Below are 12,254 nucleotides of genomic sequence, written 5' to 3'. Positions count from 1 at the left end.
GGCCGCAGCACTCAAGGGGCCGAGACATGCTACTGCTGGGAATACCAGGTTCCCAGAAGACACATGCTCCATGCGTGTAATTGTAGCGATGTCTATAATTTTTGCAACCCTATTTTCAAAAGTTTTCAAAGAAAGCCGCGCGATTGTTTGTCGCTTGCCAATAATCGTTATATCTGCAGTCATTGTGGAAAAAATGGGTAACGCCGAAGCTGCCGTTGGTGCAGGTATTGCTTCGATAGGGCTTGCGCACACCGTGTGGCAGTTGGTGCTTGCAGCGTTGCTGATCGTGCTTGCTAACGGTGTGCACCACACGTGCATGTCTGGGTTTATGCTCAAACGGATTGCCGCTGATCAGCGTGCCTTCCAGATGCCGGAGTACATATTGGTTATTCAGGTGTCGGTGTTTCTTGGCTTTTTAGGTGCGGGGTTTGACCCAGTGTATGGGGCAGGATCTGTGCTCGTTGTAAGTGGAATTGTGGCGTTGTGTATTGGGGTAGTGGGGGCACTTTTTAATCGCTCAAATATCTCAAGGTTGCAGGTGTAGGCAGTTTTTTACTTACAGGTGTAGGCAGTTTTCCCTTGAGTTTCCTTACAGCATTAGTGTTAGTTTTCTTAGCAGCCCTGAGTAGGGAAATACTGATTCGACATAGAGTAAGTGCTATCTGCAAAACCGCAGGTCAATTTTTAACAACTGTGCTGAAGGTCGAATCAGTGTTTTTGAATCAATCCCCCCGTATTGATAGGTGTTTTTGTTAGGGTGGGTGCCTTGTCGCCGCACTCATTCCGCAGGGGCTTAGTTCCTTGTGGAAGGATAATTCTGCGCAGAGGTGCTTCCCTAGGGAGAAAACCTCCTTGTATGACTTCAGGCCGAATGTTTCGTTAAAGTTAACGAAACATTCCGCTAGAACTATATGAATCAAAGCTGATCTGAAGGAATCAGAGCGAAAGGGGCTTTCGAACGCGGGCAGAAGATTGTACTGGATTCGCGAGCACCTTCCCTAGAATGCCGTTTTACCTTCCGATCAGCTGCAACAGTGGAAATCGTTTGCTATAAAGGTAGTCCAAACATCATTATGCACGGCTGTGATAAAGTGCCCTCGGATGGAATCCGTACCGTTGGTACTGAAGGAAAGGGCAGGGTATCAATGCAAACACTTCGGTTTTTCTGCGTTTTGCTCTTAGTCTGGGCAGGTTCGCAAATAATTACGTGGGGCTACTCGGAACTCATCTTGAAAGGTAGCCAACTGGAACGCATGCTAGGGCTCGAAGATGTAGGCTTGCCCTTAAAAATCTTTGTCTATACCCTGTTCCCACTTCCTTTCTCCGTGGTTATCACACGCCGTTTACTGGGGGGAGAGCCCTACTTAGTGTTAGGCACTAGTACTTAGAGGGTTTCTCACGGGAGAATGCGCCTGCGCAGAATTATCGCACGGGAAAGGGTAGGGAGCTGCGGGATAAACGAAGTGGTTAGGTGTTCGCCTCGGCAAAAATTTTCCTATTAATACGAGGGAATTGATTCAAAAATACTGATTCGACTTTCAGTGACCATGTCAAAATCTGACCTGCGGTTTTATGTGTAGCACTTGCTCTATGTCGAATCCATATTTCGCTTATACATTAAAGCCCTCGAGCACCACCGAAGCGCACACGATCACAGTTCAGATACGTTCAACGTCGCGTGCTGTATGCGCGATCCGACTACCACTCCTTTGCAGCATTTCGAGCGCATAAAGTAAGGGGGTAGAGGTTAAGGCAGTTGTAGTTTTTCCAGCAGCGTCGATCAGGATTTGCCTATCCCCGTAGGATCTTGAAAGCACTACGTGCGGCTGTGATCTCCTGTGTAGCCCAGGCCGAAGCTTAAGCATGCCTGTAGTGGGTACCCAGTGGGGCAGAAAGTACAAGTGCACAGGTGTTTTTTGATCAGGGCGTTTTTCCAGGGCGACAACTTACATCACACTGGGTGCTTGGCGTTGATGAGACCCTCAAACCCACAGGTTGGGGTCTCACACGCAGTTTCCTGGCGTGAAAACCGCATTATCCACTCTGGTTTCCCGGACAGGAAGATGTCTGTAAAACTTTGGCGAGTAGTTATGTTGAGTTGGTGGCGGTATTGCCACGGACATTCAGGGAAGTTCATGTTCACACGTGATTGTTTGAAACCTAGGCTCATGTGCTTTGGGGTATGTTTATCCGTTTCGCAATTGAGAGGTGTTGCCCGTACCTTTTCGGCACTGTAATTCACATTGGCGCATAACTAGCTGTTGGCTGATTCGCACTGAGCAGAACTAGCACTCGGTGATGGTCACGGGCAAACCAAGCATCACGGCAAGACCACCAGTAGCAGTCTCCTTGTACTTACTCATCATGTCGTGACCGGTTGCAGCCATCGTGGCCACGGCGTCGTCAAGCGTGACTCGGTGTACACCAGAACCATGCAAAGCCAGACGCGCAGCATTCACCGCCTTCACCGCAGCAATCGCATTACGCTCAATGCACGGAATCTGCACCAGACCACCCACCGGATCACAGGTCAAACCCAAATTATGCTCTAAGGCAATCTCAGCAGCATTCTCCACCTGCTTCGGCGTGCCGCCGATCACCTGACACAAGCCGGCAGCCGCCATTGCCGCCGCTGAACCCACCTCACCTTGGCAGCCAACTTCAGCACCAGAAATAGAAGCATTTTCCTTAATGATCATCCCCACCGCACCAGCAGCCAACAAAAACTCCCGCGGCCACTTCTCATTCTTCGGGGCACAAAAATCCCGAATATAGTGCATCACCGCAGGGATAATGCCAGCAGCACCATTCGTCGGGGCAGTAACCACACGACCACCAGCAGCATTCTCCTCATTCACCGCCAGCGCATAGAGATTAATCCACTCCATTCCCGCCAAAGCGTCAAAACCAAAAGCAGACTTTGGGCTTGCCAACCGCTTATACAAATCAGCAGCACGCCGCTGAACCCCCAAACCCCCAGGCAAAATACCCGAAGTACGCATTCCCGCCTTCACGCACTCCTGCATCGTTGCCCACACCCGATCCAAATGATCGCTCATCACTCGGAAATCACCGTGCAACACTTCCTCATTCGCGCGCATAATCGCTGGAATAGATAAACCAGAATCCGCACACACCTGAAGCAACTGAGTGGAAGTAGTAAAAGGAAACGGTAACGATTGGGCACTCACAGCAACCGCAGCTGCGCCAGCAGCGGCTTGGTTTGCCATCTCATCTTCACGCAGCACAAAACCGCCACCGACAGAAAAATAGCGCCACGAAACATCGTTGCAGCTAAAACTAAGGCCATTCGGATGCTCCGGCAGCGGGGTAGGGTCGAAAACAATCGAATAAAAAATCCCATTGATGCATCCCGTGGGCTCAACATCAGCACCAGGAGTTGGCTCTTGGGCCGGATCAACAGTGGCAGGATCTAGGCCTGCAAGCCCGAGTAACACCGCACGGTCTGTGCCATGGCCTTTGCCCGTGGCGGCAAGAGAGCCATGAAGAATTATTTCAACATGGTCGCCAGCATGGACATTGCCATGCTCAAGGAAAAGTTTGGCGGCCTTCATGGGGCCGACGGTATGCGACGAGGATGGGCCGATACCGATGCTAAAAAGATCCACAACACTGATGGTCATAAAGATAAGAGTATATGAGATCTAGGTCACTAACATAGCGAGCTCTGTGGGGGTGATAATCCGCAACGGCTTTTGATCGGCCGTGCCCTGCTCAGTGATGATTCCAGCCCGCGGAAGATATTTCCCCATTGGGGTAGTCATTGCCCGCATCACCTCCACCTTGGTGGCATTTTTAGGCAAGAACACACAACAGTGTGGCGCCCGCGATGCGGAGATAACCTCACCTAAAGTCGTGGCCGGATCGATACAATAGTCCGGTTTTGTGCGCTTGAGCCACGTCACAATATCTTGGGCAACAATCAGGCCCTGGAAGATTTTGTGCTCATATACCGGAAATTTTGAAAACGGCTTCTTCAATGCCTCAATGAGTAAAAAGTCAGGTGCAAACACACTAACTTTTTGCTCTGGTAGTAAATCCAACACCGCGGTAGGGTTGGTCAAAAGTGTGCGCAAGGCCATGATTTGGTCCACGGTCTTTTGATTCGGCTCGGCAATCGGCTCAAAATCGTGATCATAGGCCCCATGAGAAATAGCGTTACGCAGCTCTGTAAATTCCAACAACATGTGAGCCTGAGGAGTGGTCAAATAACGTTCCCGCTCCGCCTCACGGATCAGGCGGGAAAAACTCTCACCGGACTTTGCATCCAGCTTGGAACGAATAAAAGCCTCAATGTCATTAAATGCCGCCAGAAACGGGTAAGCGCGATGGATGTGTGCTGTGCTCATGGTATTCAAGCTTATTGCTTCGATAAGCATCTAGGGCACACATTGGGCAGGATTACGCGCACAACGCCGCGGCGACTAGGTCGACGCTGACGGCGTGGTGTGGTTGGGCAGCAGCGAGATAAGTTCCTCGGCGGCCCGAGCAATGCGGGATTCGAACTTCGCTTGGGCTTCAGGCGAACCAGGATCACGATCGGAGGGTGTAAACAAAATACTGGTCGGAACAACCTTGGCTTTTAAGAAGCTAAAGAGCGGGCGCAAACTGTATTCCAACACCAGTGCGTGGCGCTGTGAGCCAGCATTAGCGGCAATAATCAAAGGCTTACCCTTGATCAGATCACAGTTGAGCACATCGAAAAACATTTTGAAAAGCCCAGTATAGGAAGCTTGGAACACAGGTGTTACTGCAATAAGTGCATCGCTTTTTTCCACCAGTGCGAAAGCCTTGTCCAGCAAAGGAGTGTCAGGTGGTGTAGGGGAATAGAGCTGCGTCATAGCTACTGCTAATTCCAGTGCGAGATCTTTAAGCTCGATCACCTCAACAGTGCACGACTGCGAACCTGAAACCATACTGGGGAAGTTCCGTAAATTCCCCTGAGGCTCAGCTTGTTGCAAGCTGTGCGAAAAATGAGATTGTGCCTGCTTAATCACGGCATCTGCAATGGATAAACCTAAGCGGGTGGAGGTCGATGACTCGGAAAGTCCAGCGGAAATAACGGTTAAAGTAGCCATATCAAGAAAAATAATACTCCCGTTTTCCGCCGTGTTTAGTGAAAAAGCTCAAGGTACGGGGGAGTGCAGGGGGTGGATGAGAATTACACAGCGCTAAAACTTTCACACCGACTACCATGGACTGCAAAACGTGACAATCACTCAGTGCAGGACAAAGATAGATGCTTAACTTCACCGTGAACACGTGCAAGATAACGAAAGCTAAGAGCCGTGAACAACATCATAACCGTCGAAGAATTGACGGTGATTTCGGGGGTAACATTCCCCAACTTTTCTCTCCCACGTGAGGGACTAACCCTCATCAAAACCCAACGCGAGCAATCCGCAACCACCCTCTCCATGACCATTGTGGGACGTATGCACCCACAATCCGGTCGAGTAGTGTTGCACACCGACTCGCATGATTTGGAAAGCAGCCGCCAGCGATTTTTCGCTATTGCCTTTGCAGGTGTCCCAGAAATTGACACGTTAGAGCGCCTAGTTCCTGTCCGCAGCGTGATTCGGGAACAAGCAGCGTGGCATTTGCCGTGGTACAAGCTCACCCCACGAAGCATCGACAACATCAGTTCCTATGTGCACGCCGCACAAGTCGTGGGCTTCCACCCATTCGGTGGCGATTTTATGAGCAACGAGCAGGCGAAAACGTTGAAGGTGAACGATTTGAATCCTTCTGATCGTTTCCTCTTGCGTGTGGTGCTTGCTATTATGGCGCGTCCTGATGCAGCGATGTTGCTTGTCGACGACCTCGACCAGGTCCGCAGTTTGGAACTACGCGATCACCTGCTGCGAGAGCTGAAGAAATTCAGTGCGATCATGCCTGTCGTAGTGTTCTCCTGTAATCCTGACTCGGAAAATATTTGCGACACGGTGATTGACTTGTCGCATCTTTCTTATTCCGATAACCCGGCGCGTTTGAGTACTGAAGATAACACTGCGCGCTACCGAAACCAACATGCAAAGAACAAGCGTATAAGCCTGCGGGGACGCACTAAGCCACAGGCTATGGACGAAAACATTCGCACCATTTCGGCTGCGCATGACCACAACACCGAGGGAGGTGCACAATGAGCCTTGTGCACATAGGCACAGAATTGCGCCGCTTTGGTAGGGGCAAGCTTCCACCGCTGGCCTTACTTGTCATCATCTTGATGCCGCTGTTATTCGGTGGACTTTTTGTGTGGAGCTACTGGGATCCAATCGGCCGCATGCCACAATTCCCTGTAGCACTTGTCAATTCTGACGAAGGAGCAAAGGTAGGGGATAAGCAGCTGAATGCCGGTGACCAGATTGTTGAAAAGCTACTGGAAACCAAAGCCGTTGATTTTCACCCCGTCAGCGCGCAGCAAGCACGAGAAGGTGTTGAAGATGGCACGTATTACTTTGCTATCGAATTCCCCACAGACTTCTCCCAAGCAGTGGCGAGTGTGAATACCGATTCGCCACATCAGGCCACCATGCATGCGGTGTATGACAACACCAATGGCTTGCTGGCCACCACTTTAGGTAACCAAGTGGTAATGCGCGTGCTGTCGGAAGTCAACGATAATCTGGGTGAAAAGATTGTTGATCAGCTCATCGTGGGCTTTGAAACCATCAACCAAGGGTTGGATAAAGCAGGCCATGGTGCCGAAAAGCTCCACGAAGGTTCCACTAAAGCTGGTGAAGGTGCAGCAAAGCTGAATGATGGCGCGGAGAAACTCTCCGCCAACCTCGACACAGCAGCCGAAGGTGCAGCAAAGCTCAATGATGGTGCACAGCAGCTCAACGACGGGCTTGGTGTTGCATCAAACGGTTCCGAACAGCTTGCCCAAGGCTTGGAACAACTGTCAGCCGCAACCGATCGCCTCGGTGACGGTGCGGGCCAAGTTGCTGCCGGCGTCGATACGCTCGTCGGTGGCGCCACTCGCGCAGTCGACGCGCAAAATCAAGCACTAGCGCCACTGATCAACTTAAGCACCCAACTGCGCCAAACAGGGATCCCGCAAGCAATTCAGCTTGCCCAAGCTGCCGACGACCTTGTTGCCAACATCCAAGCAAACGGCCTAGGTAACGGCACAGACATCGTGAGTAAACTCAACCAGCTCAACCAAGGTGCCGCAGAAATCCATCGCCAACTGACCGACCCCGAAGCTCAATACCGCGGCGGTGTGGACAAAGCCGCCGAGGCTGCACGCACTCTCGCCCTAGGCTTGCATAAGCTCAACGATGGTAGCGAAAAACTCGTGCTGGGCACACGTACCCTTGCCGACGGCACCAGCAAGCTCGCCGCAGGATCGCAGCAGCTTACCGTCGGGGCAAACCAGCTCGCCACCGGCCTTGTCAGCCTCGATGAAGGTACAGGGGAGCTGGCGCTGAAACTGAACCAGTCCGCGGAGAAAATCCCCAACTTCGGCGATAACGCCGCACAGGCAATCTCCACACCCGTGAAGCAGGTGGAAACCCGCGACAGCATGGGGCTATTTGGGCAAGGCCTCGCCCCCATGTTCATCTCACTGGGGCTGTTCATGGGTGGAACCGTCACCTTCATGCTGCTGCATCCGCTGCAGCGTCGCGCCATCGACTCCGGCGCAACCCCCATACGAGGTGTGCTCGCCAGCTACCTCCCAGCCGCAGTTGTGGGTATTGCACAGGCAACCGTCATGTTCTTAGTTCAGCGCTTCGGTCTCGGCATGCATGCAGAGCACGAGCTTGGACTGTTGCTTGCCATGTGCCTGACTTCAGTGGTGTTTATGACAATCACACAGGGGCTCAACGCCGTATTCGGCGCAACGGTGGGACGTGTGCTGTGTATCGGCTTAATGACACTACAGATCGTTTCCTCCGGTGGACTTTACCCGCCTGAGACTCAACCTGCGCCACTGCGCTGGTTCCACACCTACGACCCGATGACCTATTCGGTGAACCTCCTGCGTGAGATGATCTTCACCACCGACTACTGGCAGGACCCACGCACCCTTCAAGCAATCATGGTGCTTTTCGGCATCGGTGCGTTGTTCCTCACTGCCTCCACATTGGCAGCCCTGCGCGACCGACAGTGGCGCATGAAGGACTTCCGCCCAGAAGTATCTGTGTAACACGCGAAAAGCACATGGCATTTTCACCAACTCCCCGTTTCTATCCTCCACAAAACAAAGGGTAGAAGCGGGGAGTCTGTGTATCCAAAGCCAGTCGGTGTGGCCTAGCATTGAAAGCTATGGACCGAAACCGCCTCAATGCTCTTCGCAACCGAGCAGCAGCCCTGAATTCCATGCTGCCTGCCCTTCTCGCTTTACAGGCTGACTTGACAAGTGATCGGGCAGCGCAGGTGAGTATCCCACAGCGCATCAGCATTGAATCGGCAAAGGAATATCTTTATCTCATCGATCCAGCCACCGTTGCCTGGCCCCACGGATTGTATGTACGTGCCGAACTACTGGGTACCCACAGTGGCATTGATACTCGCGCGAATGCGCCTGAGGTGGAAACGGGGACTTCGGCTAATTCGTCTGAATGCTTCGCAGTACTATCTGCGTTGATTGAGAAAATTCAACCACTAGGCCAGCTTTATCGTGACTCTCAGCATGCCGCTGACGGATTCTTTGGCAAACTCATGCGCGGTGGCGCAGTAGAGCGTGCGCAACTGGCAGCGGAAGAATTAGAGCAGCGCCTTATGGATCCACATCTACTTGAGTTAGACACTCAGGCGCGTTTCTATCTTCAGCGTGCCGCGGATGCGCATAGAAAGCAGCAGGCGGGAGTGTCTTTGACAACCACAGATTACCCCGAAGCTGTGCATGCGGCTCTATGTGAAGCGCTCGATGTGCACGCCCCGAAAGTAGACACCCTCGACCGCAGCTTTATTTATCCGGCAGTGCAGCTGGTGGCACGCATTCACCAGTGCCCCTATGGTGAGCCGATGCTCGCCCAAGCGGCTACACAGGCGTTGGCACGGATTCGCGCTGAGCGTGCCGAGGTTCTGATCAAAGCGATGCCCTTGGAAAAGCTGAAGGATGTGACCAATGAGCGCTTACGCTTTCAGGGAGTTGAACCCGCCGGAATTTGTACCGTCTACGACGTGTACAAAGCACCACTGAGCGCTTTGACCCAAATCTCAGGCATTGGCGTGCAAACAGCAAGCAGAATGAAAGCCGCAGCCCAAACACTGTATACGGAGGCTGCAACGAGTACCGATATGCGCATCGGCAATGAGCCAACCCAAGCAGCGATGGAACTGGTCCGCGTTTTAGCGACCTATGCAGCAGCGGATACGCTAAATGCTGAACAAAAGGCTCGCCGTGAGCGGCTGTTAGGTTATTTCACCCCAGTGCCGACACTGTCGCCCACGGGGGCGCCCTTCATAATGCTGAGTAATTCTCAGGCGTTGCCGAGTCAGTTTTTAGATGATTTAGCATGGGCCGGCGCTGTCCCAGATTCTTTCCTTCCGCCAGAACCCGCCCCAATTTCCGGTGATACAGCCTGGGCCGACTATCTTACGCGCCCTGCCCATTACCAGTCGTTACTTAACAGTTTGGTAGGGACGGGGGATTATTCCACTGACCTAGGCTTAGATGACGATACTTTACAGGCGATTCGGGAACTAAGGCTGAACGACACACTGCTCAAAGACTTGTATCTACGTGGCTATCAGAGTTTTGGTGCGAAATTTGCGATCGTTCGCGCGAAAACTGTGCTCGGCGATGAGATGGGTTTGGGCAAGACTGTTCAGGCTTTGGCTGTCGCAGCGCATATCGCCGCTGACGGTGGGCGTATTGTGTGCGTGGTTCCCGCAAGTCTGATTGTGAACTGGGCCCGTGAGACGGCGAAATTCACCCATTTGGATGTGCATATCGGCCACGGGGATGCTAAGCAACTGGTGGTGGATCAGTGGGCAGAGAATGGGGGCATGCTCATTGTTACTTATGAGGGTGCGCGGTCGTTGACGATCCCGAAGCCTACATTAGTGATCGTTGATGAGGCGCATATGGTGAAGAATCCTTCAGCGTTGCGGTCGAAGGCTTGCGCACGTTTGATTGCGGAAGCCGATTGTGCGTTATTGATGACCGGCACGCCGATTGAAAATCGCATCGGCGAATTTGTGCAGCTGATTCGGTATGTACAGCCTGAACTGGTTGCTGGTTTGGATCAGGCGCGTTCCCCGCAGGCGTTTCGAAAACAGGTGGCTCCGGCTTATTTGCGGCGAAACCAAAAGGATGTGCTTGATGAACTTCCGCAGAAAATCGAAAGTGTCGAGTGGGTGGAGCTGAGTACTGCTGATCACGCTGAGTATGCGGATGCGATTGCGCAGGGGCATTGGATGAAGGCACGTCGCGCGGCCTTCGTCGCACCTTCCCCGATGTCGGCGAAGGTTGAACGCATCCGCGAAATAGTGGAAGAAGCGACCGCTGAGCAGCGTAATGTGTTGATTTTTTCGTACTTCCGTGACGTCTTGTCCAGGTTGGAGTCGGAGTTGGGTGCACGCTGCGTAGGTGTGATCAGTGGCGATGTTCCCCCTGCTGGCAGGCAGACGCTTGTCGACGCACTCGGACAGAGCGGCAATGTGTTGCTAGCGCAGATTGGTGCTGGTGGTGTGGGCCTGAATATTCAAAAAGCGAGTGTGGTTATTTTGGCGGAGGTGCAGGTGAAGCCTTCGTTGGAGGATCAGGCTATTGCCCGTGCTCACCGTATGGGGCAGACCGAAGTGGTACAGGTGCACCGGATGGTGGGGGATGAAACCGTGGATGAGATTTTGTTGGATGTTACTGCGGGCAAGCGAAAGATTTTTGACGAGTATGCGCGTGTGTCGGAGGTTGGGGAGATTCCTGATGCGATTGATGTTTCGGAAAGCAAACTAGCCGCTTTCATTATTCATGCTGAACGCGAACGCCTTGGACTGCTTGTGCCCAGCGATGATCAGAGTGTCGAAGAAAATGCTCAAACCGAGGCCGGAGATACTGGCGTGATCGACTCTAATGCAGATGCCAGCGGTGCAGAGAGCACGCCTGTTCAACCTGATCACAAGGACGTTGTGGGGTAGTAGGTAGTGGAAATATCACCGACAAACTGCTGCGTTTGCACACTATTGCGCTCAATCCCACACCAGCGTGCGGTTACGACGTTCGCTTGCGTGCAGCCGTGCTAACAGGTGGCGGTGATACTGACTGGGGTAAGGTGGGGTCGTCGAAACGCACGACGGCACCTAGCCTGCAATAGTGGTGTGCACACTATCTGTGACGCCAGTATGAACATCGCCTGCCACTACAGCGTGCACGCCTTCATATTTCCCGTGGAATAGCCGGTAAAGAATGCCTGCTGGCGCTGCTCAGAAGAACCATGTGTGAACAAATCAGGACGCACCTGACCACCCGAACGACGCTGAATATTATCGTCACCCACCGCTGCGGCAGCCAACATCGCATCAGCGACCTGCTGCTTCGTAATAGGCTGCAAGAACGCATCTGCACCCTTATCGGCAAAATGAGCCCACACACCTGCATAACAATCAGCTTGCAACTCTAAACGCACAGCAGCTGAATCAGGACCAGGCTCATTATAATTACTCTTGCTCAATGTGCCCTGCATGTGCTGCAAATGATGCCCAAACTCGTGCGCAATAATATACTCTTGCGCAAACGGTGCATTCTTCGCGCCAAAACGATGCAACTGATCAAAAAACGTCACATCAAAATACGCAGTCTGATCAGCTGGACAATAAAACGGCCCAGTCGCGGCACTCGCCATGCCACAACCAGAACCAGTCGAACCTTTAAATACCTTCACCGCAGGTGGCACATACTCCATACCAATCTGGCGTGGCAGCTGTACGCCCCAGACCTTATCCAAAGACAACGCGGTATACTCCACGCGACAATCAGCGTACTTATTCGCAGAATCGCTCACATCACAGTGATCCAAACCCCGTTCGCCCTGATTCTGATCCTTACCCTGTTCAATGGCAGGCTGTTGATTCAAAATCTGATTAATATCCTGCACATCCCCACCCAGCAGCCATACGATACCAATCAACACTAAGGTGCCAATGCCGCCGCCGACCGCTATTCCGCCAGCCCGGCCACCTGAACCCCGGCCACCCCCAGTAGTCACACGATTACCGGATTTCCTAATATTGCCTTTGAAAGTCATACCCTACATTGTTTCATATTGACCCACCTTGGTGTG

8 protein-coding genes are annotated in these 12,254 nt (G+C 52.5%); 4 read left to right on the top strand and 4 right to left on the bottom strand.

Annotation, left to right across the window (positions count from 1 at the left end):
* Positions 1-184 precede the first annotated feature (184 nt).
* The gene (locus tag CFELI_RS07210) at positions 185-544 is read left to right on the top strand and encodes a hypothetical protein (protein WP_290258954.1); all 360 of its coding nucleotides are present in this window, start codon (positions 185-187) and stop codon (positions 542-544) included.
* Positions 545-2,285: 1,741 nt separating this feature from the next.
* Here CFELI_RS07210 and CFELI_RS07205 read toward each other — a convergent pair.
* From CFELI_RS07205 to CFELI_RS07195, 3 genes are all read right to left on the bottom strand, one after another.
* A complete protein-coding gene (locus CFELI_RS07205; protein WP_277105573.1) occupies positions 2,286-3,644 on the bottom strand; it encodes an L-serine ammonia-lyase in 1,359 nt (452 codons plus the stop codon).
* Between the two features lie 21 nt (positions 3,645-3,665).
* Entirely contained in the window at positions 3,666-4,370 is a 705-nt protein-coding gene (locus CFELI_RS07200) for a hypothetical protein (protein ID WP_277105574.1), read from the bottom strand.
* 75 nt (positions 4,371-4,445) lie between these two features.
* On the bottom strand, positions 4,446-5,099 hold the full coding sequence (locus CFELI_RS07195; protein ID WP_277105575.1) for an NAD(P)H-dependent oxidoreductase: 654 nt from the start codon (positions 5,097-5,099) through the stop codon (positions 4,446-4,448).
* Positions 5,100-5,309: 210 nt separating this feature from the next.
* Here CFELI_RS07195 and CFELI_RS07190 point away from each other — a divergent pair, with 210 nt between their 5' ends.
* From CFELI_RS07190 to CFELI_RS07180, 3 genes are all read left to right on the top strand, one after another.
* Positions 5,310-6,167 carry a hypothetical protein gene (locus CFELI_RS07190; protein WP_277105576.1) on the top strand — a complete coding sequence of 286 codons (858 nt, stop codon included), beginning with the start codon at positions 5,310-5,312 and terminating at the stop codon, positions 6,165-6,167.
* The gene (locus tag CFELI_RS07185; RefSeq protein ID WP_277105577.1) at positions 6,164-8,173 is read left to right on the top strand and encodes a YhgE/Pip domain-containing protein; all 2,010 of its coding nucleotides are present in this window, start codon (positions 6,164-6,166) and stop codon (positions 8,171-8,173) included. Before CFELI_RS07190 ends, CFELI_RS07185 begins: the two co-directional genes overlap by 4 nt.
* Positions 8,174-8,292: 119 nt before the next feature.
* Positions 8,293-11,112, top strand: a complete 2,820-nt coding sequence (locus CFELI_RS07180; protein ID WP_277105578.1) for a DEAD/DEAH box helicase — start codon at positions 8,293-8,295, stop codon at positions 11,110-11,112.
* A 221-nt stretch (positions 11,113-11,333) separates the two neighbouring features.
* Here the strand turns inward: CFELI_RS07180 and ypfJ are convergent, their stop codons facing one another.
* Entirely contained in the window at positions 11,334-12,218 is an 885-nt protein-coding gene (gene ypfJ, locus CFELI_RS07175) for a KPN_02809 family neutral zinc metallopeptidase (protein ID WP_277105579.1), read from the bottom strand.
* Between the last annotated feature and the right edge of the window lie 36 nt (positions 12,219-12,254).

The sequence above is a fragment of the Corynebacterium felinum genome, assembly GCF_030408755.1.
In the GTDB taxonomy this organism is placed as follows: domain Bacteria; phylum Actinomycetota; class Actinomycetes; order Mycobacteriales; family Mycobacteriaceae; genus Corynebacterium; species Corynebacterium felinum.
Note: the sequence above shows the minus strand (reverse complement) of the source record. Positions and strands in the feature narration are given on the sequence as shown.

Bases quoted from the DNA above. Each gene is read 5' to 3' on its own strand.
- CFELI_RS07205 (WP_277105573.1), bottom strand. From the start codon at position 3,644: ATGACCATCAGTGTTGTGGATCTTTTTAGCATCGGTATCGGCCCATCC.
- CFELI_RS07200 (WP_277105574.1), bottom strand. From the start codon at position 4,370: ATGAGCACAGCACACATCCATCGCGCTTACCCGTTTCTGGCGGCATTT.
- CFELI_RS07195 (WP_277105575.1), bottom strand. From the start codon at position 5,099: ATGGCTACTTTAACCGTTATTTCCGCTGGACTTTCCGAGTCATCGACC.
- CFELI_RS07185 (WP_277105577.1), top strand. From the start codon at position 6,164: ATGAGCCTTGTGCACATAGGCACAGAATTGCGCCGCTTTGGTAGGGGC.
- CFELI_RS07180 (WP_277105578.1), top strand. From the start codon at position 8,293: ATGGACCGAAACCGCCTCAATGCTCTTCGCAACCGAGCAGCAGCCCTG.
- ypfJ (WP_277105579.1), bottom strand. From the start codon at position 12,218: ATGACTTTCAAAGGCAATATTAGGAAATCCGGTAATCGTGTGACTACT.